Source organism: Helicobacter labacensis (assembly GCF_003660285.1).
GTDB lineage: Bacteria > Campylobacterota > Campylobacteria > Campylobacterales > Helicobacteraceae > Helicobacter > Helicobacter labacensis.
This window is the reverse complement of the sequence record NZ_QXQQ01000024.1, coordinates 1-25,759: the sequence shown is the minus strand read 5'-3', so window position 1 is coordinate 25,759 and position 25,759 is coordinate 1. Positions and strand designations below refer to the sequence as shown.

26 protein-coding genes, 1 rRNA gene and 1 pseudogene are annotated in these 25,759 nt (G+C 47.0%); 9 read left to right on the top strand and 19 right to left on the bottom strand.

Going from position 1 to position 25,759, the window contains the following annotated elements; all coding sequences use genetic code 11:
• From EAO33_RS07165 to trpD, 9 genes and pseudogenes are all read right to left on the bottom strand, one after another.
• A pseudogene (locus EAO33_RS07165) lies at window positions 1-261 on the bottom strand (DNA repair protein RadA); the annotation flags it as partial.
• Window positions 254-1,123, bottom strand: coding sequence for a signal recognition particle-docking protein FtsY (gene ftsY / locus EAO33_RS07160; RefSeq protein WP_205589531.1), 870 nt, complete (start codon window positions 1,121-1,123; stop codon window positions 254-256). The gene ftsY and the pseudogene EAO33_RS07165, both read right to left, overlap by 8 nt.
• Before the next feature lie 3 nt (window positions 1,124-1,126).
• Window positions 1,127-1,651 (bottom strand): TlpA family protein disulfide reductase, encoded by a 525-nt coding sequence (locus EAO33_RS07155; protein ID WP_235853116.1) that lies wholly within the window; start codon window positions 1,649-1,651, stop codon window positions 1,127-1,129.
• A gap of 23 nt (window positions 1,652-1,674) precedes the next feature.
• Window positions 1,675-2,304 carry an NAD(P)H-dependent oxidoreductase gene (locus EAO33_RS07150; RefSeq protein WP_120946081.1) on the bottom strand — a complete coding sequence of 210 codons (630 nt, stop codon included), beginning with the start codon at window positions 2,302-2,304 and terminating at the stop codon, window positions 1,675-1,677.
• A gap of 314 nt (window positions 2,305-2,618) precedes the next feature.
• Complete coding sequence (locus tag EAO33_RS07145) at window positions 2,619-4,337, bottom strand: methyl-accepting chemotaxis protein (protein ID WP_120946080.1); 1,719 nt, start codon at window positions 4,335-4,337, stop codon at window positions 2,619-2,621.
• 90 nt (window positions 4,338-4,427) lie between these two features.
• Window positions 4,428-6,125 (bottom strand): methyl-accepting chemotaxis protein, encoded by a 1,698-nt coding sequence (locus EAO33_RS07140; RefSeq protein ID WP_120946079.1) that lies wholly within the window; start codon window positions 6,123-6,125, stop codon window positions 4,428-4,430.
• Window position 6,126: 1 nt separating this feature from the next.
• Window positions 6,127-7,305 carry a tryptophan synthase subunit beta gene (gene trpB, locus EAO33_RS07135; RefSeq protein ID WP_120946078.1) on the bottom strand — a complete coding sequence of 393 codons (1,179 nt, stop codon included), beginning with the start codon at window positions 7,303-7,305 and terminating at the stop codon, window positions 6,127-6,129.
• Window positions 7,306-8,664 (bottom strand): bifunctional indole-3-glycerol-phosphate synthase TrpC/phosphoribosylanthranilate isomerase TrpF, encoded by a 1,359-nt coding sequence (gene trpCF / locus EAO33_RS07130; protein WP_120946077.1) that lies wholly within the window; start codon window positions 8,662-8,664, stop codon window positions 7,306-7,308.
• A complete protein-coding gene (trpD, locus tag EAO33_RS07125) occupies window positions 8,657-9,664 on the bottom strand; it encodes an anthranilate phosphoribosyltransferase (RefSeq protein WP_235853115.1) in 1,008 nt (335 codons plus the stop codon). Before trpD ends, trpCF begins: the two co-directional genes overlap by 8 nt.
• 132 nt (window positions 9,665-9,796) lie before the next feature.
• Here trpD and EAO33_RS07120 point away from each other — a divergent pair, with 132 nt between their 5' ends.
• Window positions 9,797-10,348, top strand: coding sequence for a DUF507 family protein (locus EAO33_RS07120; RefSeq protein WP_120946076.1), 552 nt, complete (start codon window positions 9,797-9,799; stop codon window positions 10,346-10,348).
• Window positions 10,348-11,472 carry a glutamine-hydrolyzing carbamoyl-phosphate synthase small subunit gene (gene carA / locus EAO33_RS07115; RefSeq protein ID WP_120946075.1) on the top strand — a complete coding sequence of 375 codons (1,125 nt, stop codon included), beginning with the start codon at window positions 10,348-10,350 and terminating at the stop codon, window positions 11,470-11,472. The genes EAO33_RS07120 and carA overlap by 1 nt, the downstream gene beginning before the upstream one ends.
• Window positions 11,473-11,497: 25 nt before the next feature.
• On the opposite strand, the gene EAO33_RS07110 is transcribed toward carA, so the two are convergent.
• Genes EAO33_RS07110 through EAO33_RS07100 form a run of 3 tightly spaced genes read right to left on the bottom strand, consistent with a single transcriptional unit; the run spans window position 11,498 to window position 15,341 of the window.
• Complete coding sequence (locus EAO33_RS07110; RefSeq protein ID WP_120946074.1) at window positions 11,498-12,607, bottom strand: aminotransferase class I/II-fold pyridoxal phosphate-dependent enzyme; 1,110 nt, start codon at window positions 12,605-12,607, stop codon at window positions 11,498-11,500.
• Window positions 12,608-13,924: a methyl-accepting chemotaxis protein gene (locus EAO33_RS09975; RefSeq protein WP_120946073.1), complete on the bottom strand. Its 1,317-nt coding sequence runs from the start codon at window positions 13,922-13,924 to the stop codon at window positions 12,608-12,610. It abuts the gene before it with no gap.
• A gap of 58 nt (window positions 13,925-13,982) precedes the next feature.
• Window positions 13,983-15,341: an outer membrane family protein gene (locus tag EAO33_RS07100; RefSeq protein WP_120946072.1), complete on the bottom strand. Its 1,359-nt coding sequence runs from the start codon at window positions 15,339-15,341 to the stop codon at window positions 13,983-13,985.
• Between the two features lie 48 nt (window positions 15,342-15,389).
• On the opposite strand from EAO33_RS07100, the gene EAO33_RS07095 reads away from it, so the two are divergent.
• From EAO33_RS07095 to EAO33_RS07075, 7 genes are all read left to right on the top strand, one after another.
• Complete coding sequence (locus tag EAO33_RS07095) at window positions 15,390-17,339, top strand: methyl-accepting chemotaxis protein (protein ID WP_235853114.1); 1,950 nt, start codon at window positions 15,390-15,392, stop codon at window positions 17,337-17,339.
• A 56-nt stretch (window positions 17,340-17,395) separates the two neighbouring features.
• The gene (locus tag EAO33_RS09755; RefSeq protein ID WP_268877473.1) at window positions 17,396-17,530 is read left to right on the top strand and encodes a hypothetical protein; all 135 of its coding nucleotides are present in this window, start codon (window positions 17,396-17,398) and stop codon (window positions 17,528-17,530) included.
• Between the two features lie 111 nt (window positions 17,531-17,641).
• Window positions 17,642-18,154 carry an NAD(P)H-dependent oxidoreductase gene (locus tag EAO33_RS07090; protein WP_120946070.1) on the top strand — a complete coding sequence of 171 codons (513 nt, stop codon included), beginning with the start codon at window positions 17,642-17,644 and terminating at the stop codon, window positions 18,152-18,154.
• A gap of 100 nt (window positions 18,155-18,254) precedes the next feature.
• Entirely contained in the window at window positions 18,255-18,704 is a 450-nt protein-coding gene (locus EAO33_RS07085; protein WP_120946069.1) for a cupin domain-containing protein, read from the top strand.
• 14 nt (window positions 18,705-18,718) lie between these two features.
• Window positions 18,719-18,880, top strand: a complete 162-nt coding sequence (locus EAO33_RS09110) for a hypothetical protein (RefSeq protein ID WP_162982240.1) — start codon at window positions 18,719-18,721, stop codon at window positions 18,878-18,880.
• Between the two features lie 91 nt (window positions 18,881-18,971).
• Window positions 18,972-19,325 (top strand): hypothetical protein, encoded by a 354-nt coding sequence (locus tag EAO33_RS07080; protein ID WP_120946068.1) that lies wholly within the window; start codon window positions 18,972-18,974, stop codon window positions 19,323-19,325.
• A gap of 49 nt (window positions 19,326-19,374) precedes the next feature.
• Window positions 19,375-19,740 carry a hypothetical protein gene (locus EAO33_RS07075; protein ID WP_162982239.1) on the top strand — a complete coding sequence of 122 codons (366 nt, stop codon included), beginning with the start codon at window positions 19,375-19,377 and terminating at the stop codon, window positions 19,738-19,740.
• A 45-nt stretch (window positions 19,741-19,785) separates the two neighbouring features.
• Here EAO33_RS07075 and EAO33_RS07070 read toward each other — a convergent pair whose 3' ends face one another.
• From EAO33_RS07070 to rrf, 7 genes are all read right to left on the bottom strand, one after another.
• Window positions 19,786-21,054, bottom strand: coding sequence for an adenine-specific methyltransferase EcoRI family protein (locus EAO33_RS07070; protein WP_120946066.1), 1,269 nt, complete (start codon window positions 21,052-21,054; stop codon window positions 19,786-19,788).
• A 125-nt stretch (window positions 21,055-21,179) separates the two neighbouring features.
• Window positions 21,180-22,433 (bottom strand): glycosyltransferase family 4 protein, encoded by a 1,254-nt coding sequence (locus EAO33_RS07065; RefSeq protein ID WP_120946065.1) that lies wholly within the window; start codon window positions 22,431-22,433, stop codon window positions 21,180-21,182.
• A 57-nt stretch (window positions 22,434-22,490) separates the two neighbouring features.
• Entirely contained in the window at window positions 22,491-22,925 is a 435-nt protein-coding gene (locus EAO33_RS07060) for a hypothetical protein (protein WP_120946064.1), read from the bottom strand.
• Between the two features lie 9 nt (window positions 22,926-22,934).
• The gene (locus EAO33_RS07055; protein WP_120946063.1) at window positions 22,935-23,117 is read right to left on the bottom strand and encodes a hypothetical protein; all 183 of its coding nucleotides are present in this window, start codon (window positions 23,115-23,117) and stop codon (window positions 22,935-22,937) included.
• A gap of 240 nt (window positions 23,118-23,357) precedes the next feature.
• Window positions 23,358-24,527, bottom strand: a complete 1,170-nt coding sequence (locus EAO33_RS07050; protein ID WP_120946062.1) for an MFS transporter — start codon at window positions 24,525-24,527, stop codon at window positions 23,358-23,360.
• Window positions 24,528-25,047: 520 nt separating this feature from the next.
• The gene (locus EAO33_RS07040) at window positions 25,048-25,515 is read right to left on the bottom strand and encodes a hypothetical protein (protein WP_120946060.1); all 468 of its coding nucleotides are present in this window, start codon (window positions 25,513-25,515) and stop codon (window positions 25,048-25,050) included.
• 146 nt (window positions 25,516-25,661) lie between these two features.
• A 5S ribosomal RNA gene (rrf, locus tag EAO33_RS07035) occupies window positions 25,662-25,759 on the bottom strand; the annotation flags it as partial.

The window sequence follows — 25,759 nt, the reverse complement described above, 5'->3', positions numbered from 1 at the left end:
CCCCCCGGGCACAACCCCCCCCCCCAACACGATGTCTAATTCTCTTTGTGTGGAGCTAAAATAACTGATATTTTCATGGGCTACTTGGGTGATGGGCACTAGGGCGTTTTGGGGTATCCTAGGGATCTCTTTGCTAAGCTGTATGGCTGGGCTGATCTCTATAAAACTCTCCCAGCTTTGGCAATTAGCGCACTTACCTAGCCACTTGGGGCTAGAAAAGCCACAATGTTGGCACTCAAAGACACGCGCGCGTTTAGCCATAGATCGCATCTAACAAGTTTTTCACATACGCCTGTTCCTCAAAGGGAATCAAATCCGTGGCTTTCTCGCCCAAACCCAAATAGATAATGGGTAATTGCAATTCGTAGAGAATACTCAAAATACACCCCCCCTTGCTCGTGCCATCCAATTTAGTTACGATCACGCCATCTAATTGCAAACTCTCATGGAAAACTCTAGTCTGTTCTAGGGCTGCACTCCCTTGCGTGCCATCTAGGATCAAGAATTTATAATAGGGCGCGCCATTGAGGGCTTTGGTGCAAACCTTGCTAATTTTTACCAATTCGTTCTTCAAATTAGTTTGGTTGTGTAGCCGTCCTGCCGTGTCAATGAGAATGCGATCCACCCCGCGCGCGATTCCAGCTTGAATCGTGTTGTAAGCTAGCGCGCTAGGATCGCTACTAGAAGCCGCGCTAATCACTTCTAAACCCAATCTTTGTCCCCATAATTGTAACTGTTTAGTGGCTGCCGCTCTAAAGGTGTCTCCCGCGCCTAAGATCACGCTTTGTTTTTGTTGTAGGTACTGCTGGGCGAGTTTGGCGATTGTGGTGGTTTTACCCGCGCCATTGACCCCTACGATCAACTCCACAAGGGGCTTAGTGTCTATATTCTTTAGGGTAACCTTGTCATAATAGCTCTCTTTGCGTAAGAAACGCACCAAAGCGACTTCTAAATGGTTGCGCTTGATCTGGGTGGGCAGGTGTTCTAGTAAACTCTCCACCAAGTCGTATTGCACATCAAAGGCGATCAAAATCTCCTCTAGTTCTTCCTTATTAAAGACCACACTCTTGTTTTTCAGCAAAGAAGCGACATTTTCTATAGTCTTTTTGAAAAAATTAAACACCACTCACCTTTGTAGTAAGTCTTGAATATCTTTGCTCAACATCTCTTCTACAATCGCCCCGCGGTAACTCTGTTGCAACACGCCCTCTTGGTTGTAAAGCAAAAAATAGGGCAAATTCCATGTGTTAGTTTGCAAAAACAGCTTCAAACTAGAGGGATCATCAATGGGATTGAGCAGAGTGAATTGAGGGGCATAAGCCTTGACATAGTGTTGGATTTGCTCAGGCGCATAAGCCCTATCTAGCACCCCCACAAAACGCACCCCCTTGAACATGCCAGCTAAGTGGTTGAGCAAAGCACTATAGGGCACGAATTTAGGTTCTAAACTCAAAAACGCCAATAACACGGGCGCATTGGGCGCGGGCTGGATTTTTAGCCCTTCTGGGGTGCGCTCAAAACGCATGCTCTGTGATTTTTGATCACAAAACTCCCATGCCTTAGGGAGATTGGGGGTGGAGGTTTTATTCTCTTGGGGAGTTTGGTTTTGCTCTTTAGACTTGTGATCCGAACAGCCTGTTAAGAGTAACAATCCCCCCAAAAGCCAGCCACACCTTATAGCCACTTGATCGCGCTCTCTTTAGGCTTGCGGGCTTTACGCGTGATTGGCATGGTGGTTTTGCCCATGGCAATCAAGCAGGCGATCTTGGGCGGGTTGCAATGTGCGCGCAAGACTTGGCTCACCCCCACTGGGTCAAATCCCCCAATGATGCATGTGTCCACGCCCAACAGTGCCGCACTCAAGCACATCTGCCCCACAGCGATATAACATTGTTCTTTAAGATAGGCATCAATTAACGCCCCATCGCCTCGCAAGCGTTCTTTAAACAAAGAAGCCACCCCATTCACCACGCGATCGCGATACTCAGGCTTGCAAAACCCACCCAAATACCCCGCGTTGATCGCGCTAGAGTGCATATAGCCCACTACCACCAGCGCGCTAGCGTCATGCACCATCTGGTCGTTGTAATAGACATGGGGCAAGAGTTGGTTTTTGCGCGCACCCTGCAAGATCAAAAACTCCCAAGGTTGGGTATTGTAAGAACTAGGGGCTAGCCTACCTGCCTCTAAGATTGTTTCTAGTAGCTCTTTGGGGAGGTGGTAACTAGGATCAAATCTCTTAGAAGAAAAACGGCGGTGCAAAAGGGCGTGCACCGCATCTAAACCCAAAAACGCGCGATCCATGAAAACTCCTTTTAGTCTAAAAGGGCATTATAATACAAAAAGGCAAACTCTAACCGCCCTTTCACTTCCCGCGCACGCCCCTGCATGCCATGGACCCACATCGCTTTAAATTGAGACGCTCTGCGCATGCGTGATGTGCAGGCAATAGATCCACTCTTAGATTCCACTCCCATAGAGTCCACCTAATGTAGAGGAATGCAGCTTTAAGGGTTTTTGGGGCGGTTGGGCTTTGGCAGACAAAGATAGGGCAAATTGGGTTAGCTAGCCCCCACGCGCGCCAGTTCGCCTTTTCTCACTCCACCCTAGCGTAACGCTCAAGTCGTCTTATAATCGTCTGTCTTTTGGGCGATCTGTTCGACTAATGCCTTAGAAGCGCGCATGATCTCTTGCATGCTGTGCGCGTTTTTCAGAGTCTCGTTCGCACAACCCTGCACAGAGATCACCTTGTTAATGATGTCTTGAGTGTTCTGCCCTAGATGGATGAAGACTAAATTCGCGTCCTTAATGCGCTCGATGAGTTTTTCTAAATACTCTATGGCTTTAATAGAACCCTCTTGCACATTCGCACTCAACACGCTAGATTCTTCAATGCGCGCGGTTTGCTCATGCATTTTCTCGCGCACCGCCTCCACATTCTGCACAATGGAGGAAATCGTGGCGTTGACTTCGCTTAGGGCTTGTTGGGTGCACGCAGCTAAGTTGCTCACTTCATCAGCCACCACCGCAAAGCCCCGTCCGCGTTCACCCGCGCGCGCGGCTTCAATAGCGGCATTGAGGGCTAATAAATTGGTTTGTTTGGCGATGTCGTTGATGGTTTCTAAAATGCTTTGGGCGGCATTAGCGCTTTGGGTGAGTGTCTCCATTTGGCTAATCAACCCCTTTTCGTTGGCGACATTGTCCAAAATAGTTTGGTGCAAGATATTCACATTTTTCTTGCGCTTTTCTAACAAGGATAGAGCTTGGCTGAGTTCAGCAGCCATATTTTCCACCCCTGAAGTTACTTGCGCTAGATTGTGGGAGAGATTCACCCCTTCATCTTTAATCTGGGTGATGGTGTGGGCGGTTTGTTGCACCATGCCCGTGGTGTGATCCATGGCGTTTTCTAGCTGCAAGGCGGAGCTTTGACTCTGTTTGGAGCAGTCCTTGATCTCGTTATTGAACGCACACACATGCTCTAAAAAGGTGTTGATGCAATTAGCGCTCAAGCTAATTTCATCTTGAGCGCGCCCGCTAATCTCAATGCGGCTTGTGAGATCCTTTTTACTGGTAGCAAAATTTTGCACCACCGCCACCAACGCGCCCAAACGCCGCATGATCCACACATGGTTGAGCACAAAGGTAAGCGCGATAATGCCCAAAGTGCTAAACAACGCGATCCACAACAAAGTAGAGAAATTGGCATCGGCGACATAGTAGGCGTGTTGTTCTGCCTTTTCCATTGTCTCATAAATATTATTGACATAGCTCATGGCTACAAAGATCAACTGGCTTACTGGATCGTAGTAGGCATAACTCACATAGCCCCCTAAATCTTTAGAATCCGCCCTCCCCGTATTCTTAAAATCCGCGCTCTTGGAGTGGCAGCGATAAAACCCCCCTTTGGGGTTGTTTAGGGCAGCTTGGATATATTCCTTGAAGTAGTAATGCCCGCACTCATCTTGCGCGCCCAAGACATTTTGCCCGATTAAATTGGGGTGGATGTGATCGGTGAGCAAAACCCCCTCTTTATTCAAAACCAACACATAGATGCGCCCCTTGGCGTGGTTGATCGCTTTGAAATAGTCGATGGTCATTTGCAAGGCGACTTCTTTGGGGTGTTGGGTGAAATACTCCTTAACCCCTGAGACAACCAAGAAAACATCATGCTGGATCACCTTTTCGCGCTTGCGTAAAGCGTTGGTCTCAAAGGCTTCGATAGCTTTTTTGAAACTCTGTTTTTCCATAGAGTGGCTCAAAAGAGTGAGGGTAAGACCCAATACGCACAAGGAACCCCAAATGATCAAAGTGATCTTCCAACGCAAATTCAACGCCATGTTTTTCCTTCATCAGGAAATTATTATTCAATATATGAAAATATTATTTATCGCTGGCTAATGGGTGGTGGGGCTGTGGGGTTTAAAAGCTTAGGTGGTTTTATAGTCCTTAGTCTTGTGGGTGATCTGCTCTACAATGTCTTTGGATTCTTGCATGATCGTCTGCATGCGTTGGGCGTTTTTCAAGGTGTGGCTGGCAGAACCCTGCACAGAGATCACCTTATTGATGATGTCTTGGGTGTTTTGCCCCAAGTTGATAAAGACAAGATTCACCCCCTTAATGCGCTCGATGAGCTGTTCTAAATACTCTGTAGTCTTGGTAGAAGTCTTTTGCACGGAGGTACTCAAGGCATTCGCTTTCTCAATGCGCGCGGCTTGTTGGTGCATCTGCTCGCTCACCCCCTTGACATTTTGCACAATGCTCGTTAGGGTGGCGTTGACCTCTACTAGGGCTTGTTGGGTGCGCATGGCTAAATTGCTCACTTCATCAGCCACCACGACAAAGCCCCGCCCATGTTCGCCCGCCCTAGCCGCCTCAATAGCCGCGTTGAGGGCTAGTAAATTGGTTTGTTTGGCGATGTTGTCAATACTCTCTAAAATATGTCTGGCGTTATTGGTGCTCGAGCTTAACGATTCGATCTGGGTGATCAAATCGGCTTCGTTGGCGACATCCTCTACAATGGATTGGCATAGCATGACCACACTCCCCTTATTTTGCTCCAACAAATCCAAAGCCTTGCTCAACTCACCCACCATGCTCTCTACATTGCTATTCACCCCGCTTAGATCATAGGACAGTTTAACCCCCTCATCGCGGATCTGGGTGATGGTTTGGGTGGTTTGCAAAATCGCGTCCGTGGTGTTATGCATGGCATTTTCTAGGGCTAGAGCAGACTGATGGCTTTGCGCGCTGTAATCCTTGATTTCATTGTTAAAGGCGCAGACATGCTCTAAAAACTCATTGATACACCGCGCGCTCAAACTAATTTCATCCTGCACGCGCCCCTTAATGTAAATACGGCTGGTTAAATCCTTTTGCTGGGCGGCAAATTTTTGCACCACCGCCACAAGCGCGCTCAAACGCCTAGCGATCCAAAAGTGGTTGCACCCAAAGGCGATGGCAATGATCCCTAAAGTGATGAATAAAGCCGCCCATAGCAAGGTGTAGTAGTTACGGCTGGCTAGAGCGTAGACGCTTGTTTCTGCCTTTTGCATTGTCTTGTAAATCGCGCTCACATAGCTTACCGCTACCACGATTAGATCGCTGGTGGGATCGTGATAAGCGTAGCTCACGCAGTCCTCGCTCTTGCTCTCTGGGGCGGGGCGTTTGAGGTGGCAGCGGTAAAACCCGCCCTTAGGATCGCCTAACGCGCGTTGCATGAACTCTTTAAAGTAATAATCGCCCCGCGCGTTTTTGAAGTCTAGCACCTTTTTACCCACCCACTCTGGGTGGATACTATCGGTGATCAGCGTGCCGTCTTTTTCAAGAGCAATGATGTAGAGTCGCCCTTTAGCCGCGTTGATTTTTTCAAAATAGGTAGCGCTCATGCGCAAAGCGTCCTGTCTAGAATTGTGCGCGAAATATTCGCCAAGACCTAAGACCACCAAAAAGACATTGTATTTAATCCCCGATTCGCGTTTGACTAAGGCGTTCGCGTTGAAGTTGCGCATGGTCTTTTTGAAAGCCCGTCTTTCGATGTGGTAACTTAGTAGCGTGAGACTCAAAGCTAAAGCGCACAAAGACCCTAGCACAATTAAAATCATTTTCCAGCGTAATGTCAAAGACATGTCAAATCCCCTTCATAGCCCTCTGCACGCTGGCTAAATCCTTATCTCCGCGTCCGCTCAAGTTGACGATGATCAAGGTTTCTTCTTGGCATTTTTGGGCTAATTTAAAAGCGTAAGCTAGCGCATGCGCGCTCTCTAGGGCGGGGATAATCCCCTCACTGCGACTCAAAGACACAAACGCCTCTAGTGCTTCTTTATCGCTCACAGCCACATAGCACGCCCGCCCGCTTTGTTTTAAATAGCTATGCTCGGGTCCCACACCCGGGTAATCTAGCCCCGCTGAAATGCTATGACTCTCTATTATCTGCCCTTGCTCATCTTGTAAAATATAACTTTTACACCCATGTAAAATCCCCACACTGCCCTTACACAGAGTCGCCCCGTGTTTGTGTGTATCTAGCCCTAATCCGCCCGGCTCCACGCCCACTAAGCGCACGCTTTTGTCCTGCAAAAACGCGCTAAAAATCCCAATGGCATTGGAGCCCCCGCCCACACACGCGATCACACTATGAGGCAATCGTCCCTCTTTTTCTAAAATCTGTGTGCGTGCCTCTGCGCCAATCACGCTTTGAAAGTGTTTGACCATGCGCGGGTAGGGGTGCGGACCAGCAGCCGTGCCTAGCAAGTAGTGCGTATTGGTGTAAGTGCTAGCCCAATCTCTCAAGGCTTCATTGATCGCGTCTTTCAAACTAGCACTCCCACTTTTCACCCCCACCACCTGTGCGCCCAATAAGCGCATGCGAAACACATTAGGTTCTTGGCGTTCTATGTCCTTTTCTCCCATGTAAATCACGCACTCTAAGCCCAACAACGCGCAAGCAATCGCTGTGGCAACTCCATGTTGTCCGGCTCCGGTTTCAGCGATCACGCGCTGTTTGCCCATTTTCTTAGCTAACAACGCCTGCCCTAAAGCTTGGTTAGTCTTGTGCGCACCTCCATGAATTAAGTCCTCACGCTTGAGATACATTTTGACCTTAGGATTAGGGCAAAAGTTTTTGGCTAAAGTTAGCGGGCTGGGTCGCCCTACAAAGTCCTTTAAAAGCTCGTTAAAACTAGCTTGAAACTCTGTATCGCTCAAACAATCCTCAAAGGCTTTTTCTAATTGCTCTAAAGCGGGCACCAATAACTCGGGCACAAAAGCCCCCCCAAATTCTCCAAAATACGCCTGTGCTACTCGCATTCAATACTCCCTTAGCATTTGGGATAATTCTAAGATTTTGAGCTTGCTTTTCTTGCCCGGAGACCTCTCTGCGCCTGAGTTGATGTCCAGCCCTAGCGCGCCCACACCCAAAGCCACTTTGAGATTATGTGCCCCAATCCCCCCTGCTAGCATAAAGGGCTGTTTTTGCGCACCCAAGAGTTCCCAAGCAAAGCTCACCCCATTACCTCCCGCCTTTGCGCCCTTGCTATCATACAAAATCAAATCCGCCCCGTTCACAGTGGGTGTCTTTAAGGCGCGCGCTTGGGGGTCTACACTGTGCACCTGCCAAATGGCGCAGTCTAAAAGGGTTTTAAGCAGGCTAATTTGAAGCGCGCTGTAATCCCCATAGAGTTGCACCGCGCTTAAGCCCAACAACTGGGCGGTGTGGACGATCACGCTGGTGTGCGCTTCTACAAAAACTCCTACGAATTTCAGACCGGGCGTTTTGCGCACTAATTTAAGGGCTTTTTGGGGGGAGATGTAGCGCGGTGAGATAGGGTCAAAAATCAAGCCCCCATAGAGAAAATGGGCTTTGTAGGCGCGTTTTGAATCTTTCAAACGCGTTAACCCGCAGAGTTTGTGCGCGCCATAGATGAGTTGCACGCAGGCTTGGTGTAAATCAGGTTGGCTCATCAAGGCACTCCCCACCAAAAAGCCATGCACCCTAGAGGCTAGGGCTTTGATTTGTGCGTGCGTGCTAAAGCCCGATTCGCTCACCACCACATGCCCCTCAGGAATGAGAGCGCGCAGAGTGTGTGTGGTGTTTAGATCTACTTTGAGGGTGTGCAGATCGCGGTTGTTGATCCCAATGATTTGCGCGCCTAACTCCAATGCCCTTTGCACTTGTTTGGCATCGCTCACTTCGCACAACACTGCCATGTTTAAAGAGTGCGCTAAAGTGGCGAGCTCTTGGTATGCTTGATCTTCAAGCGCGCTCAACATGAGCAAGATCGCATCTGCGCCCATGTATCTGGCTAGCTTGACTTGGAAAGGGGTGATGATGAAATCTTTACACAAAACCGGCTTGCTGGTGCGCCCAGAAACAAAGCGCAAATTTTCATAAGAGCCTTTGAAGTGCGCCATGTCGGTGAGCACAGAAATACAGGTAGCAAACTGGTTATACACCTTGATGATTCGCGCCAAATTAAAATCCGCGCAAATCAGCCCTTTAGAGGGCGAAGCCTTTTTACATTCCAAAATAAAACTGGTGCGTGTTTCTAAAAGGGCTTGTTTGAAATCCCTATGGCTTAAAACAAGCCTATCAGGCAAGCTATACATACTCTCTAACAACGCGATCTCTTGGGGCTTGTGTGCCAATATCTCTGGCAAATTAGGCATGGCTGACCTTGATGATGGTTTGTAAATGCCCATATGCCTGTGCGCTTTGCAAATGGGCTAACACCCTAGAAACCCCCTCTTTCATACTAGCCACCTTATTGGCTAAATAGAGCAAGGGCGCGCTATTGATCGCAATACTGGCTTTATGGCTTTCCCTAGCACGCCCCTGCAAGATGTCTAAACAAATCTGGGCACTATTTTCCAAGCCATCGCTACGCAACGCCTCTAAGGGGTAAGAATTTAGATCAAAATCTCTAGGGCTTAGGCTGTATTGCTCGATATGTTTACCCTGCAACTCACAAACAACAGTTTCCCCATGCAAGGCAATTTCATCTAAACCCTCCCCATGCACCACTAGGGCGCGCTCTATGCCTAGTTTGCTTAAAGCGCGCGCCATGGGCAGGCATAGTTTAGGGTCGTAAACCCCTAAAAGCTGGGCTTTGGGGGCTAAGGGGTTGATCAAGGGTCCAATGAGATTGAAGATTGTGCGGGTTTTGAGCTCTTGGCGCACCTTTGTAGCATGGGCGAAGTGGGGGTAGAATAGGGGGGCAAAAAGGAAGGTAAAGTTTGTCTTTTGCAAACAAGTTAGGGCTTTTTTCAAATCCATGCCAATATTCACGCCCAAAAATTCCAATAGGTCTGCGCTCCCCCCCGCCCTAGATGCGCTTCTATTGCCATGTTTAGCCATGGGCACACCCATAGACGCGCACACCAGCGCGCTAATGGTGCTGACATTAAGGGTGTTAGCCCCATCGCCTCCCGTGCCACAATTATCATAGCATACAAGCGTGGAGGGCTTGGGCTGTAAATGTAAACAAAAACGCGCCGCGCTGGCGATCTCACGCGCGCTCTCAGGTTTCATCTTCAAGGCGATCAACGCCGCGCTGAGTTGCACGGCACTGAGCTGGGCTTGTGTGATGGCGCTAAACAGCTCCCTTATCTGCGCGTCCGTGAGGCTTTTGCCTCGATAAAGCTGGGCGAAAATGCGATCTAAATCCAAGCCATTTCCTTATAGCATGCGTGTCAAGCCCCCATGTTAGCATAAGTTTCAAAATGGCGCGCGCGCGTTGCTTTAGTGATTTTTGAGTAAAAATCCATTAGAATTAACACCTAATTTTGAGGATGGCGCAAGATGAGATTGAAACCTAACCATGTTGGCTACATGATTTCCAAAATAGCCCAAGATTTAGTGCGCTCACCCTTGCTAGAGTTAAGGGGGACGCTTGAGGAGCTCACCAAGATCATCGAGCGCGCGTTGCAAGAAAATATCGCCCAAGAGGCGCGCCTAGATGAACGCGCGCGCGAACTCCTAGAAGATCACATGGACGAGATCGAGTTTATGCGTATGGATGAGAGGCGTTTGTTTTGGCGTATCAAAAAGGAATTGGCTGCAAAGGCGGAGTTTGTGTTGGGTTGGGAAGATCGCTGTAATGCCCTTTCGCACACGATCTTAGAGGACATCTTAGAAGCCGATTTGATCATGTTCTCTGTGCCTGAAAACTTGATTCGCAATGTGATCTTCAAGTCTATGGATACCTACGCCAAACTCTATGAGAGCATTGAGTTGGAGGTGGTCGAGAAGATCAAACACTACAAGCGCAAATTACCCGTGGGGAGTGATGCCTATGAATTGGTGTTCGAGCGCATGTATGAGGAAGAACTGCGCCGTAAGGGCTTTTTATAATGGCATCGATCCTGTTTGAAAATGGGGTGTTCTTAGAGGCGCAGAGTTTTGGGGCTAAGGGGGTGGTGGTTGGGGAGGGGGTTTTCAACACGGCGATGAGCGGGTATGAGGAGATCATCAGTGATCCAAGTTACTACGGGCAATTTGTCGTCTTTAGTGCCCCGGAGGTCGGTGTGGTGGGTGTGAATAGGCAAGATCACGAATCTTTAAGCTGTTGTTTGGGGATTTTGGTGCGCCACACCCCCACGCGTTATTCTAATTTTAGAGCCCAAGAGAGTTTGGGAGCGTGGTTACAGGCTAGGGGGGTGCTTGGGATTTGTGGGGTGGATACACGCGCGCTGGTGGGTATGTTGCGCGATGAGGGGGCGATGCAGGTGGCTATCTCAACTGCCCCTATGGGCAAAAGTGCTCTAGAAAAACTCCTGCACAGCACGCCCCCCTTGCGCGACATGAGCGTGATCCCCATGGTTTCTAATAAGAGTAGCCCCCCCACCCAGGGGCGCTATAGCTTTGAAATATTGGACTACCAACCTGCAGAACGCGCCCAAGCCACGATCGGGGTGTTGGATTTTGGAGTCAAGCGCGCTATCTTGCGCCAATTGAGCGCGCAAGGTTTAGGGGTGCGCCTTTATGCGCATGACAGCAAGGCTAGCGCGTTGTTAGAGGATTACAAGCGCGGGGATATTAGAGGGGTTTTACTCTCTAATGGACCAGGCGATCCACTCAAGCTCAAACAAGCCATCCACCAGATTGCCCAGCTCATTGAGGCGCGTGTCCCCTTGTGCGGGATTTGTCTGGGGCACCAGCTTTTGAGCCTAGCGCATGGTTACCCCACCTACAAGCTCAAATTTGGTCACCATGGGAGCAACCACCCCGTGCTAAACCATGCCACGGGGCGCATTGAGATCAGCGCGCAAAACCATAATTATTGCGTGCCTGAGAGTATCGCGCGCATCGCCACCATCACCCACACCAATCTCTTTGATGGCACGATTGAGGGCGTGGCTTACCACAATCACCCCATTCTCTCCGTGCAACACCACCCAGAGGCTAGTCCGGGTCCTAGCGATGGGAGTTATATATTCCGGGCGTTTAGCCAACTTGTCCTAGAGAATAAGAACTAGAGTCTAAGGGTGTGGTATAAGATCTTTAACCAAGACTCTTCAAAAGCGCGCACAGGGTGCTGAGGGTTTCTAAAGTGCGCTGGGGTTGTATGTTTAAAGAGATGCGCAGTAGAGGTTTTTGCGTGGTGGGAGGGCGGATAGGGGCGCATAGAAAACCCTGTTCAAGTAGGCTCGCATGCGCGTTTAACATGGTTTGGATGCGCCCAAAGGGCAGAGTTAGAATATTGCTAGGGGTGCTAAAACCCAAGATCTGCGCGCAACACGCGCGCATTTTTTCCAGCATAGAGACATAGCTGGGCAAGTGGGTATAAAGGTGTTCTAAATGGGCTAAAGCCAACGCGCTATCTAGCAAGGATGGGCTAGTGGTGTAAATCACACTCTTAGCGCGGTTGCATAAAAAGTCTATAATGGGCGCGCACGCCCCAATAAAAGCCCCATAACTGCCATAGGCTTTAGATAAAGTGCCTAACACGATGGTATAGGGGGTGAGCTTTAAGTGGTAATAACTCAAATATCCCCCCAAATCGCGCCCTAACACCCCCAAACTATGGGCTTCATCTAGGATCAAGTAGGTTTCGTATTCATGCGCTAAGGTGTAAAACTCTTTGGGGGCGACCTGCCCGTCCATGGAATATACCCCCTCAATGGCGATAAAAATGCGCCCCTTGGGGTGGTGGGCGCGGTAAGTTTTAAGTTGCGCGCGCAAATCTAGCGCATTGTTATGGGCAAAAAAGCGGGTGTTGGGCAATTTTTTGGCTAAGAATTGCCCGCTGGCGTGGTAGTGCGCGTCCATGAAGAGCATGTCATTTTTACGCACTAACGCGTCTATGAGCGCCACATTGCCTAAAAAGCCACTCCCCACCAACAAGCAAGACTCATAGCCCAAATGGGCGCGCAAACACTCTTCTAATTGGTGGTGCAGGGGGTGGTAGCCATTTAGGAGCATGGAAGCCCTAGGGGCGTGGCTAGCTAAGGGGCGCACTGTTTCAAAAGCGCGCTCTAACAAGCGCGCATGCGTGCTCAAAGCCAAATAGTCATTAGAGGCAAAGTCGTGCAGGTGATCAGGGTAAAGACGGCGCGCGCGGTGCAGACCGGCGCGTTTGAGCGCGTGCAGGCTGGATAGGTAGCGATCCAATTAGTGCCCTATGTTGATCCCCTCTTTCATCTGGGTAATTTTTTGGTTGAGTTCATCGCGTTTTTCATAAAACATCTTGTCAATGGTTTGGCGCACCGCATCGGCATGGTGTTCGAGCGCACGGATTCCTTGCTCAATAGCACTCAAGGTGGCTTTACTGGGCTCTTTAAGCAGTCCAGCTAGCGCGTTGGCTTCGTCATGCACCCCATTGTGGCAGGATTCCAAAGAGCGGTAGCTGGGTGTGTTAGAGAAATGTTCTTTGCCCTCGCCTTCGTGATACCATTTGCCCAGACGGCATTCGCGCCCATTGATCACCTTAAAGCTATTGGGCGCGCCAAAGACCAAGCCATAGAGATTGCCTTTATAGACCACATGATCGACCTTAGCCAACCCGCAAAAGGCGCGGTTGTTTATATTTTCAATAGCAAATAGAGCACTATCAGCCACGATTTTATTGGCATGGGAATTGTCTTTGACACCATCGATATCGCCTTTGATGCTCTGCACAATGGTGTCGGTTTCATGGGTGTTATTTTGGATATCGCTGGCTTCTTGTTGCATGGATTTGACCACCACGGCGATCTCTTTGGTGGCTTTTTGGGTTTTTTCTGCCAATTTACGCACTTCATCAGCCACCACCGCAAAGCCGCGCCCATGTTCGCCCGCCCGTGCGGCTTCAATGGCGGCGTTCAGGGCTAAGAGATTGGTTTGTTCGGCGATGTCATCGATGAGCGAAATCACTTGGGTGATCTCACTGCTGCGCTGGTTGAGCGAATCGGCTAAGGCGATGGCGTTTTGCATTTTCTCATAAAGAGTGTCGATCTTGCCACTAGTTTCAGCGATATGATCGAGCGATTTTTGGGAGGTTTGGCTGCCACCAGTAGCCGCCTCGATCAAAGTTCCCGTGTCCTCTACCATGTTTTGTAAGGTCTGTTGCACCCCCTCTATACCCGCTTTCATGCTATTGTAATAGAGATTGAAAATATTATTCTTGCCCAAACCCGCTAGAGGATCGCAATCCTTGCTCAAGGCAAGATACAGGGTGTCGCCGATGCGCTTGTTGGTTAGCTGGTAGGTGTGGTTGTTGAAAGCAAAAGTTTGGTTGGCTTGGCTGAGTTCATCCACCCTTTGCTCTAGACCATCTGCGCTTGCGATCGCCCCGCTTTTAAAGACAATCTTGCCCTCTTTGATCCCAATCAACCCCTCATTAGCGCCCAACTCTACAAGCTGTTGGTAGCAGTCTAGTTTTCTCTGCAAAGAGCGAATCTGCGCGTCTTTGTCCTCTGTTTGCTTGTTGCGCTCCTTGGCAAAAAACATGCAAAAGTCCTTTTTTTTAATTTTATGCGCGTCATTATATATTGGTTTAACTTAATTCTTATAGCTCGTAACTCAGTGAAGTCATCAAGTAGGAGCGATCTTGGGTGGTGGGGGCGAAGTTGGGGTTGGGCGCGCCAAAGTGCGCCACTTTATAACCTTTGTGCATGAACACTTCATAGCCATTGAGGCGAATCATCGCATGGATGTGTTTGCTGATGTTATAGGTGCATGTTAAGCCCAAACTCCGGGAGCTAGCGCGGGGAGAGTAGGTGAGTTTGCCTAGCAAAGCGCAACTGAGTTTTTGGTAGCTTGCCCCTATGAAGGCAAAGGGGGTTAGTGAATTGGCGTTGTAAAGATTGGTGTAAGCGTCCTCATAGGGGGTGTCGTCCGTGGCATCAAAGGGGATGGGAGAGCCATTCCAGCCTAGCTGGGCGTTGGCGTTGCCAAAATTCTTATACACCCCCCAGCCAAAATTATAGTGTTCGATGTCAAAGCGTTGGCGCACCAGTAAGCTAGCCGTTTCCTGCCCTATGAGACTACCCCGGTAATAGGTGCGCGCCAAAGCCGCGCTATAAATAGGAAACCATGCATAGACACGGGTTTGAATCTTCCACTTTCCCGGGCTAAAGCGCGCGCTCACATATAAGCCCGGGGCGTTGAAATTCTTAGGGTAAAACCAAATAAAGGGGGTGATTTGCCAGTGTTTGGATTGCCAAGTGGTGCTAAAAGCGTGCATGCCATAATTGGTGCGTGTCCCATTGGCAAATTCGTATTGCACGGGGGCGTAAAAATCGCGGATAAATTGGATATTAGCCAAACCACGCCCATAGGTGCTAAACCAATTTAGTCTAAAATTTTTCCAGCGCACAAAAACCTCAAAACCCTGATTATAACCGCGCAAGAATAATGCCCGATCGCTCTTGTAACGCCCTAGTTTGATCCCAAATATGTCTTTGTAGCTGTAGTTTAAATAGGCGTTATAGAGAATATAATTGCGCGCATGCACGCCATCGCCATAGCGCGAAGTGTGCCAAGGCGCGTCCATCAAATAGCCTTCCCAACGCCCCATGTAATACCAGTTGGCCGGCTGAAAACCAGCACTAGGATCGCTTTGATCGATGAGAGTTTTGGTAGAATCGTAAGCCAACCCCCCCACTTCCCCGCCGATCCCTGCGCTGAGTTTGTGCGCGCCCACGAATTTGGGCAATAAGTCCACATCAATTTGCAACGCCCCGATGGCGGTTACATAACTGCCTGTGGGGTAAATCCCCTTCTTTGAATTAATTGCTGAATTATTAAACCCGATGCGCGAGAATGAGCCCATCCGCCCCCCGATTTTATAATCTAGGGCGTGCAAACTCCCTATAGCCAATAAAGCCCCACAGCAGACTCTAAACGCGCCTAAACAATAGCGCATGTTCTAACCCTTGAAATATTGCACTTTTAACATGTTATTTCTTAAGCGATGATCATCTACAATGCAAGCCTATGGTTTTGGAAATATCCACTCCACATACAGGTGTTTGAGATGACTTTTAAGACGAAGCTTTTATTGGTGTTAGCAGGCTTGTTGGTGGTCGCCTTTTCTGCGGTGATTTACATCATTGACGCGTCCGCAAGCACGAACATCACTAAAACCATGCGTTACTCTTTAGACACGGCTGTAACCCTGATCTCCTCCTCCTTAGAAGAGTGGAATCGCACCACACACGCCGCGCTCGTGAGCACGGCTAAGGATTTAGAAGAGCTAGGCTTTGAGAATTTAGAGCGCATGAACGAAGTCTTAAAATTTACCCATGATGGGATGGCGGCTGAAAACGCCTATGTAACTTTGAAAGATGGGCGCACCGTTGGCACGATAAAATCTATGCCCAAAGGCTTCGATCCTAGAAAGCGCGCATGGTTTCAAGAGGCGCGCGCACAAAAGGGGGTGGTGGTTAGTGCCCCTTATAGAGATGCAATCACCAAAAAAATAGTCTTGACTTATAGCGTGGCTTTGTCTAAAAATGGGGTGTTTCAGGGAGTGCTAGGTGTCGATTTGCTGTTGGATAATTGGAATCATGTGGACAAGTTTAGCTTAATGGGGGGGCGTATCCATATTTTGGATCGCAAGGCGTTTGTCGTGCGTTCGCGCATTTTTGAAGCGGGCTCTAATTACCGCGACACGCATTCCTACAAGGGGGGGAAGGAATTGACCGATGAAATTTACGCCACTTCTTCGGGTTTTATGGAACACAACGCCAAGGGAGTGGATAAATTCTATGTCTACACCACGGTTTCCGGGCTCAATTGGAAGGTGCTAGGGGTTGTCAACAAACAAGAAGCCTTTAAAAGCCTGAGAAATTTGCAAATGACTTTGCTGATCACCGCTTTGACAGCCATTGGGATCGTCTTAGCCGTGCTTTTTGGGCTGATCCATATCCTCTTTAAACCCTTATTGCAATTGCGCGATCTCATCATCGAATTGGTTTCCAAAGAGGGGGATTTAACCAAAAGGCTAACCACCAAGGGCAAGGATGAGATCGCCGTGATCTCGAAGAATATCAACGCTTTTTTGCAAAAAACCCAAGGGGTGATCTCCAAGATCAAAGAACTCAGCGCGCAAAACACCAAGATCGCCAACACCTTGCAGGCTAGCTCTTCGGATGTGCAATCACACACCCAAGAAGAAACACGGCGCATTTCTCTTAGCGTGGCTAATGGCAATGAGATTGTGCATAGAATTTTAACCGGGGCTGCTAACGCCCAACACAATAACGACAATCTCGTGCAAACTGGGAACGCCCTAGAGGAAGTGCGCGCTAAAATCCAAGACTTTAGCACCAATTTAGCCAGCAATGCGCGCGTGGGTGTGGAGTTTTCTAACAAACTAGAGGAAACTTCTCAAAACACACAAAACATTAAAGAAGTGCTCACCATCATCGCCGACATCGCCGATCAAACCAATTTGCTCGCCTTGAACGCCGCCATTGAAGCCGCACGGGCGGGCGAACATGGGCGTGGCTTTGCAGTGGTGGCTGATGAGGTGCGTAAATTGGCTGAAAAAACCCAAAACAGCTTGGGCGAGATCAACGAAACGATCACCCAAGTGGTGCAAAGTGTGGGCGACATTAGCCAAAACTTACACAGCAATGCCCAAGAGATTCTCAAAACTTCTGAGCTCACTTTGAGTTTGCAAGAAATCGTGGATAACAATGTGCAAAGCATCCAAACCGTGATCAACGCCACCACTAAAGATGTAGCCGAATTTAAGGGGGTAGCAGACGCGACTAAGGTGATTGTAGAGGACATCCAAGAGATTAGCAAATTGGCTTCTTTGAATTACCAGAGTGTGCAAGATGTCTCAAAAGCCAGCTCCTCGCTCAATGACATGGCTAATGTCTTTGCTCAAGAACTAGGCAAGTTTAGGGTGTAGACTAGCCGGGCTACACAAGCCAGCGTATGCCTAGCTAATGGGGCTTAAACCTCGTCATGGTGATCATAGCCACAATCCCCACCAATCTAGCTAACAAAGCCTTAGGCGCGCTGGTGCAAAACCTCTTAAATCAACACTCCACGCCCTCCGCGCCTGTATTTTCCCAAAAAGGGTTTTGCGCGTGTTTCTAACCCCCAATTTTACGCAAATTGTTTATTAAGAACAGCTAGAATACCCCGTTGTTTATAAAATTGGGAGCGCGGATGCAAATCTTGGTTTTGCTTTTTCTGCAAAGGAGTAACATGCCAACCTTAGTGGTTTTAGCCCATCCTGATCTAGCCCACTCGCGAGTGAATAAAGCCCTCAAAGAGGCGATCGCCAATACAGAAGTGGAAATTAGCGATCTGTATGCGCTTTATCCGGATTTTAACATCGATGTGCAAGCCGAGCAAGCCAAGCTACTCAAAGCACAAAAGGTGGTTTTACAATTCCCTATGTTTTGGTATTCTAGCCCCCCCTTACTCAAAAAGTATTTTGACAATGTGCTAACCTATGGTTTTGCCTACGGCTCTAAGGGAGAAGCTCTAGCAGGCAAGGCTTTTGCTCTTGCAATCAGCTTGGGCGCGCGCGAGGAGGATTTGAGCGGAGAATTTAGCTTAGAGCGTATTTTAACCCCTTTCAAAGCTACCGCGCATTTTGTGCAGATGCGCTACTCTAAGCCCTTTGTCATCTACAACACAGCAAGGCTTGATGGGGTAGATTTACAAGTACAGGCACAGGCTTACCAAGCGTGGCTCAAGGGATTAGCACATTAAATGTTGGTATTCCACCCAATGTAGGGGGTAACCCTGCTAGAGTGCTTAAAAAATTGGAGTTTAAAGATGTGGGGCTTTGCCCCATCATCAAGGAAAAAATATGCAAGAAATACACAGGCAAGCGGATTTTAAACACTTTCAAGGTGCAAGCGCGCATTTTAGCGGGCATGTGGAGGTTACTTTGCTCTTTACCCCTAATCAATGGCGCAATTTTAGCGGCGCGCTTGTCAAGTTCGCCCCCAAAGCACGCAGCGCATGGCACACCCATCCCGCGGGACAAACCTTGATTGTTACAGAAGGGGAGATTTACACCGGCACAGCTGAAGGCAAGGTGAGCGTGGCGCACAAGGGCGAGGTGATTTCTTGCCCTATAGGAGTCAAGCACTGGCATGGAGCTGGCTTACACAAGGGAGGGGCGCATTTGGCTTTAACAGGGGATAAGGAAGGGCAGAATGTCCAATGGCTTGAAAAGCTCAGCGATGCAGAATACACAGAGGCGATAAAGACACTAGCCCACAACTCTGTAACCCCCTTGCAAACACTCCCCTAAAGCACGACCCCTAAATGCTAAACACCTTGAGCCACTTTAGCCACGAAGCCTACCAAGCTTCTAAGCTTGAGCGAGTGGAGTATGCCCAAGTGGTCTTAGGGGCTTTAGTGGCTCTAGGCACACTCACCGCCTATAAGAGCTTTTTGACAAACGCGCTTGGAGTTGGTGCGTCTTAAAGTGGTGCGTGAGATTTTATGACACAAAAGGAGGGCTAGATTTGCACTTTTAAAGAGAGATTATAGCTATGATAGAGAACATGGAAAAAATTTGGAGAGAGGTGAGCTATTTTCTATCCAAGTATCTCCCCAAGACCTTAAAGATTATGAACTGATTATAAGTGGCGACACCTCTCACAGCAACACCATTCGCATGGATATTTTAGAGAACAATGACAAAAACCAAGAAGGTTTAGCAAAAGTGCTATTTGTGCGTGCCGCAGAAGAGGATGGTATTAAATTATACTTCCAAGCGATTAGACAAGGCTCTATCATTAGAAAAAGCTTTCTCTATTTTGTGGATAATAAGTCACACATTGAAAATAAGCCCATGTTGGTCATTCAAGATCGGACCGATGTGTTTTGGCGGCAAAAAGATGGGAAGCTTTATTTTAAAAAAAATTGAGGATTTAGATCGGGTCTTTCCCTACTTATTTGAAAATAAAGTCCAAAAGATGCGACAAAAACTCCAAGCCATTACAGAGGATTCAAGCTACCAATATTTGCATGTAGCGATTAATTTAGGGGAGATTCAAGCGAACCTACCTAAGATAAAACTGGCTAGAATGGATTTTTTGCTCCAAAGTGGGTGTTTGGATATTTTTAAAAGAGGGGGCGATCCACGCAAACGGGATGCCTACTTAAAATATGCCCAAAAATACAAGCCCAAAATCCTGAAAAATGGAAAATTTGTAATCCATCAAGTGGCTGATTTGGATAACCTTTATCACACCATGCGTGGGGCGTATTACACCCCAGAAGTGGGCGAACAGGAACAGCGAGTGGCGATCGCTTTTGAAAAAAATAATCCTAGAGATTAATGGATTGCCAGCCTTGATATGACTTCAGCACTCAGAGCACAGGCTTCACGCCCTGCAAATTAAAACCCTTTTAAACTTTATCTTACCCTCTATGCATGGATGATATTGCTTTAGTTGCACGATTTTAAACCCACACTCTAAAACGCCGTTTAAGATTTGGCGCGCGGAGATAGCAAAGGGGAGATCGTAATCTATGGGGATATAGTTATTATCCACAAGCAAAGTGCCACTATCATCATATTTTTTATACACATCGGGGATGTTTTCAAGGAGCACAAGTTTAAGCCTAGCGATATTGGGTCTATTTTTGATTTTAAAGTTAGTGAAAAAATGCGCGGCAGCTTGGACTAATTGGCGCTTGGGGGTTAAAAACCAATCCACACGGGTATATCCTGCCCATGCCTTCTTTTGAGCAAAATAGGGGATAAAAGCGGTGCTAATGGGGATGGTTACATTGGATAAAATGATGAATTTCTTTTTACTTGCTATGAGGATTTGCCAATATTCTATGGCTTTAGAAAAGGGCGGATTGGTGCACACAATGTCAGCTTCTTCATTTAAGATTCTTAGTGACTCAGGCTCTTCAAAGCCCCCTGTGTAATGGGGCGGGGTGTGCTTCATTTCGCGCGCCCCCTCTTTGGTGAAGATATAGCCCTTTGTCCCGGCATTGAATAAATCTTGTTTGCTCCCATAATGCGTGCAGATAAGTTTTTTAAGCTTTAATCTAAAAAAGTGCTTGATAAAGTAGAGGGCAAATGCACTAGAGTCGGTGTAGTCTCTATTTTCTCCTATGGCATCATCGCAATTACAAAACACAACTTTATCTTGCCAAATTTTTATGGGGTATTTTGATAATTCTTTTTCCACATCCTCATACCTTGTATAAAACTCGTCATTATCAACTTGCTTGGCTTTATTGAGAATATCCACCCTTTTTAAGCCCCGCTCTTGCATGCTGGGGGTTTGTAGAGGTTTTAGGGCGCGCTTTTGCTTAGATTCTTTGATACTCACTTGAGCAATAAAAGCAGGATGGGCTTTGATAAAACTGACATAGCCCTCAAATAGGCTAGGGTTATAAAAATAGATTTCTCTGCTTTGCACCTCTCTTAAATGGCTAAAATTGTCCTTAATGTCTTGCTCGATTTGGCGCATATTAGCCACCTCGCAAGTGAAAAGATAGCTGTAGGTGTGCTTTTGGGATTGCCCCGTAACGCTGTTATATTCTTTGAGCCGTCTTTTTAGGTCATTGGTGATTCCAATTTTACACTTGCTAGGCTCTAGACTGGATTGGATAATGTAGAGGTATTGTCTCATTATGCTTCCTAAAGGCTTTAAAAAAACTCCTCTCGTATTTTAGCACATGCGAAATGGGTGTATGTATGGGCAGATGGATAGAAATAATGATTTGGTTTTAAGACTACCCCGCTTAACTACTCCTCCTATTCCTCTAACATCCGCTCTATGATCTCTAAATGCTTTTGCATGCTCTCATTAAAGTCAAAAAGTTTAACGCGCTCTAAACCCTTTTGAATGCACTCTTGGCGTAAACTTTCATCAGTTAGGGCTATTTCTAGCTGTTTGGCGATGTCTTTCGCGTTGTAGGGGTTGCAATAAATCCCTGCATCGCCTAGAATTTCAGGCATACAAGACACATTGCTAGCCAAGATGACACAAGAGGCGCGCATCGCCTCTAGCATTGGCAAACCAAAGCCCTCGGCCAAACTCCCCCACCACAACAAACGGGCATTAGCGTATAAAGTTTGCAATAGGGAATCGGACACATAGCCTAAGTTGATGATGAAGTCTTGTTGGCAATACCGCTTTTCAGACTCGCTCAAATCGTTGTGTGTGCCTGTTAAGACGATTTTAAAACGCCCTTGCAACTCTTGGGGCAAAAGTTTAAAGGCTTCAATCAAGCGCAAAATATTCTTGCGCTTGGCTTGCCCGACTGCTAAAATAAACTCCCCTAAGTTGGAGGGCAAACTCTCACAAGCTCCAACGCGGTATGTGCGTAACCCGTGGTAAATCACATGCACACACTCAGAAGAAAAGTGAAAGGTTTTAAGAATATCAAATTTGACACATTTACAAAAACAAATGGCTTGCGTGCAAGTCGCCATTTTAGGATAGATGTAGTGTTTCCAAAGGGCTATGCTATCCTTTGACAAAAACCAACTTTGAGGATCACACAAGGGTAAATCATGGATACAGACTAAGGTTTTCTTAGCATTAAGAGGATGGATGTAATAAATAGGCCACCCTGCTTCAATGCATAGATCAAAGGATTTACTCCTTAAAGTTTTGTTGCGATTCCACAAAAAGCGGTATTTGACGAACAAAATAAAATCTCCAAGTAAACCAAAGGTGGTGCAATGCGCTAAAAAACGCCTTGATTTAGTTTTAAAGTAGAGATAGATTTTATTTGGGGTGATGCTTTTAAGGCGTTGGAGAAAAGTTTTAGGGTGTGATTTTAGTGGTTGTGAGTTATCAGAGAGAGAGAGAGAGAGAGAGAGAGAACGGAATTTTAATAGTTCTTCAAGACTGGAATAAAGTTTATCGTAGGCAAACAACATGATTTCTACTTCTTGGTGCGCAAAATGTTTTTCTAAGGCTTGGATCAAAGCCAAAATATACACTTCAACGCCTGTCCATTTCCCCATTAAAGGGTGTGCATTGATGATAATTTTTTTCATGGAAACCACTTATTTAGAAGGGCAGGTAGCACGAGACTAGATTCCTTGAGATAAAGCCTACCGATGCGACAACAAAGAGTATTCCGGATACCCCCGCCAACACCCAGAGGTCAGCTTATTGATCACAAGTATGATCATGACCGCAGAAATGATCTCAAAAAAGCCTAGTATAATAGCATTGGGCATCCCCCAAAAAGTAGCAAATGCCCAATACACGGGCACTACTCCAAAGAGAATAGCAATGGCAAGGGCAATCGAATCATCAAAGCAGGTTTTAAAATACTTCCCTCTCTTGCCAAAACAAGCCTCTCCTAAAAGTTCTCCACACCACAGCGCAAACCACAACCATAAGGAGTTTTCTGGCAGTGCTATATCGCCCCTACTAATGGATATTGCCGGCAAAAACACGCTCATGCGCGCAAAATACCGCCCCCTGTCGCGCATGGTCCATCTTCTAGCCCACTGAGCCCACCAAGATTTAGGTTTTTGCATATCAACTCCTTAAGGAATAGGGCGATCAAAGCCACTAAAATCCCAGCCCCAAGCTGGCTTTGGTCCGCTTACAGGTCTGGGCTCTGGGCGTTGGCTCTTTGGGGGGGAAAAATGATCTTTAAGCAAAGCAGACACGCCCAACACCGCTACCACAGACACTGCCAACACCAGCTGTTTTACAATCTTGCGCACCTTAGCACCCTGTAAAGATTTGTGCCACTAGGATAGCACATAAGTAGCTTAAATCATGTTAAAAATGGGAGGCAACAACAAAGTTCAAGTAAGAAATACATGAAAAACGAGAAAATATACACGACATTAAGTCTTAAGGCAACGGAATACATATGGAAGTATTAAAAAACCAAAAAACACTTTAAAATCCCCCCGCATCACCCACCTTTCCCACCCTTGCAAAAGGCAGTATCATCGGTGTCAGAGTGCTGAATTGTTAGCGCGCTTTAAGCGCATAGATAGTCCCCAAAACAACATAACCACCCCTAAACAAATTCCATGCAACACCGCCCAACTCCCATAGGCAAGAATCAAACCCACGCTAGAGCTAGCGCACAAATTCGCCCCAAAGACACACGAGCTACTCAGTCCTTGCAGGCGCAGTTTGTGATCGGATTGAATGGCATTGAGCATAAAAGTTCCCCCATTAAAGCTTAACGCCCAGCCTATCCCCACCAACACCAAACAAAGCCAAAAGGCTAAAAAACTAGCACTATAAAGCGCGATAACACTCGCCCCCACATAGCACAACATCCCCCACATCACCAAGCGCATAGGGCTGGTGTTTTTCACCAACAAAGCTAAGAACAAGCTAGGCGCATACATCGCCACAAAATGAGCCACTAACACGCTTTGACTCTGCGTATAGCTAAAATGATGCGCATGCATGGCTAGCGCAGTGGCATTCATCACTAAAGTCATCAGCCCAAAGCCTAGCGCACACGCACAAGTGGCTAAGAGAAAATGGGGTTCTTTACAGAGAGTTTTAAAAGAGACCTTGGAGCTTGCTTTGGCGCTAAAGGGTTTAAGCTTTAAGAAAAGCGTGAGAAGTAAATTGAGCGCGCAAAGCAGACCTACAAATACAAAAGAGCCCACAAAGGGCACACTAAAGAGATGTATCCCCACATTGCCCAAATGCGGTCCTAAAATGCCTCCTAAAATCCCACCACTCACCACAAGAGTGGTGGCTCTATTTTGGGCATTTTGGTGGGTTGCATTAATGGCTTCTATTGCCAAAAAGCGATAAAACTGATTGAGAGCTGTGAAAAAGCCTAGCAAAAAGGTCGCCAAACAAAAGAGTAGGAAACTTTTGCTCCACAAAGCCATAATGGCTAAACCACCCCCTACAACTCCCCACAAAGACGCGCCTAAAAGCACCCTCTTTCTCCCCCACCTTTGAAAGATTGAAGCTGAAAAGCACACCACTATAAACGCCCCACAAAGGGTAGTTGAAACGGGCAGAGTGGCTAGGGTTGTGCGCCCTAAAAGCCACTGCCCTGCTAAGGCACTACTAAAGGTGAGCAGAGAAACCACAGCCCCGCTAAGAGCTTGTCCTAAGAGTAAGAGGAGAATATTTTTGTTAAAGAACATAGCCCCTCTTTATCAAACACAATTTATAAACTGGATGGAACGGATTAAATGCAAAACATCATCTGTGTCATCCTCTATAAAAGAGAGTGCACCACCGCCATGCCAATTGGAAAAAATAGGTTTTTTATACTTTTGTTTTGCTTTTTTGATAATAAAGTCCTGTCTGTCTAAAATTACATAATTCATATGCAACTCAAGCTTTTTTAATGACATTACTCAAAAAATATTCTACATCTATACCTGATCTGCGGATTTTGTCCGGACTTCTAGGTAGATTTTGCACAAAATTAACAAGTCTATGAGAATCAGAGATTTGCACTTTATGTTGACTATTTTTCATTACAAAAACCTTTCTAAAGACAGCGTCCAGTGATAACAAAAACTAACTTAATATAACACCGCCGTGTTCAAAACTAAAGGATGTAAAAATCAAAAAAGCAAATAAAAAGATGAGTAGGTTTTAAAATCCCCCCGCATCACCCTACTTTCCCACCCTTGCAAAGGGCAACACGGGAGATTTTTAAACTAAGACAATCCCCTCGCCTTTAATTTTTAAAGAGCCTTGCACCTTTTCACACCACTCTCTAATAGTGTGGTCGGTCTTGGACTTGGGGTTTTGGATGTTACATGGCATTAAAGTAGGTCTATAACAATCGGCGGCTTTATACTGCCCATGCGCCCAATCCAAAATTTTAACAGGTCTTTTGTAGCACATCCAACCCACCAAGCTATTCTGTTTCTCAAGTTCGCTTAATGGGTCAGCCTCGCCAACGACTTGTGCTAAAGCGATAAACTCAGTCCCCTGTCTAACAGCTACAATGTCATTAATTGCCATCATCTCTAAGAAATAGTGGTGGGCTCTTCTCCCTCCACTCCAATGGGTCAAACCTGCCAAACCAATAAAACTATATTTTTCTAAAATTTCGCGCTCTTTCCATAATTTTCTGTCCTTTTCCCCTCCTTGGTGCATTTGCATGTGCCAAAACATAAAAACCTCCTAATCTTTGCATTTAGGTATCTTGACATTGAAGACTAGAGATTATCCCATACAATGGCTTAAAAGCAAGGCAAGACAAACATTAACAACTAAAAAGTGAAGTCAAAAAAGAAGAATAAAATTTAATAAGTTTAAATCCCCCGCATCACCCTACTTTCCCACCCTTGCAAAGGGCAGTATCATCGGCGTTAGAGAGCTTGACTTCCAGGTTCGGGATGGGACTGGGTATTTCCTC

Coding starts and splice junctions, on each gene's coding strand:
- EAO33_RS07060 (WP_120946064.1), bottom strand. CDS start 22,925: ATGCAAAAACCTAAATCTTGGTGGGCTCAGTGGGCTAGAAGATGGACC.
- EAO33_RS07040 (WP_120946060.1), bottom strand. CDS start 25,515: ATGTTTTGGCACATGCAAATGCACCAAGGAGGGGAAAAGGACAGAAAA.
- EAO33_RS09975 (WP_120946073.1), bottom strand. CDS start 13,924: ATGTTTTTTGCCAAGGAGCGCAACAAGCAAACAGAGGACAAAGACGCG.
- EAO33_RS07150 (WP_120946081.1), bottom strand. CDS start 2,304: ATGGATCGCGCGTTTTTGGGTTTAGATGCGGTGCACGCCCTTTTGCAC.
- EAO33_RS07100 (WP_120946072.1), bottom strand. CDS start 15,341: ATGCGCTATTGTTTAGGCGCGTTTAGAGTCTGCTGTGGGGCTTTATTG.
- EAO33_RS07090 (WP_120946070.1), top strand. CDS start 17,642: ATGCCAACCTTAGTGGTTTTAGCCCATCCTGATCTAGCCCACTCGCGA.
- EAO33_RS09755 (WP_268877473.1), top strand. CDS start 17,396: ATGGTGATCATAGCCACAATCCCCACCAATCTAGCTAACAAAGCCTTA.
- EAO33_RS07085 (WP_120946069.1), top strand. CDS start 18,255: ATGCAAGAAATACACAGGCAAGCGGATTTTAAACACTTTCAAGGTGCA.
- EAO33_RS07050 (WP_120946062.1), bottom strand. CDS start 24,527: ATGTTCTTTAACAAAAATATTCTCCTCTTACTCTTAGGACAAGCTCTT.
- EAO33_RS07120 (WP_120946076.1), top strand. CDS start 9,797: ATGAGATTGAAACCTAACCATGTTGGCTACATGATTTCCAAAATAGCC.
- EAO33_RS07075 (WP_162982239.1), top strand. CDS start 19,375: ATGCGACAAAAACTCCAAGCCATTACAGAGGATTCAAGCTACCAATAT.
- EAO33_RS07145 (WP_120946080.1), bottom strand. CDS start 4,337: ATGGCGTTGAATTTGCGTTGGAAGATCACTTTGATCATTTGGGGTTCC.
- trpB (WP_120946078.1), bottom strand. CDS start 7,305: ATGCGAGTAGCACAGGCGTATTTTGGAGAATTTGGGGGGGCTTTTGTG.
- trpCF (WP_120946077.1), bottom strand. CDS start 8,664: ATGCCTAATTTGCCAGAGATATTGGCACACAAGCCCCAAGAGATCGCG.
- EAO33_RS07095 (WP_235853114.1), top strand. CDS start 15,390: ATGATCATCTACAATGCAAGCCTATGGTTTTGGAAATATCCACTCCAC.
- EAO33_RS07070 (WP_120946066.1), bottom strand. CDS start 21,054: ATGAGACAATACCTCTACATTATCCAATCCAGTCTAGAGCCTAGCAAG.
- EAO33_RS09110 (WP_162982240.1), top strand. CDS start 18,719: ATGCTAAACACCTTGAGCCACTTTAGCCACGAAGCCTACCAAGCTTCT.
- EAO33_RS07065 (WP_120946065.1), bottom strand. CDS start 22,433: ATGAAAAAAATTATCATCAATGCACACCCTTTAATGGGGAAATGGACA.
- EAO33_RS07140 (WP_120946079.1), bottom strand. CDS start 6,125: ATGTCTTTGACATTACGCTGGAAAATGATTTTAATTGTGCTAGGGTCT.
- carA (WP_120946075.1), top strand. CDS start 10,348: ATGGCATCGATCCTGTTTGAAAATGGGGTGTTCTTAGAGGCGCAGAGT.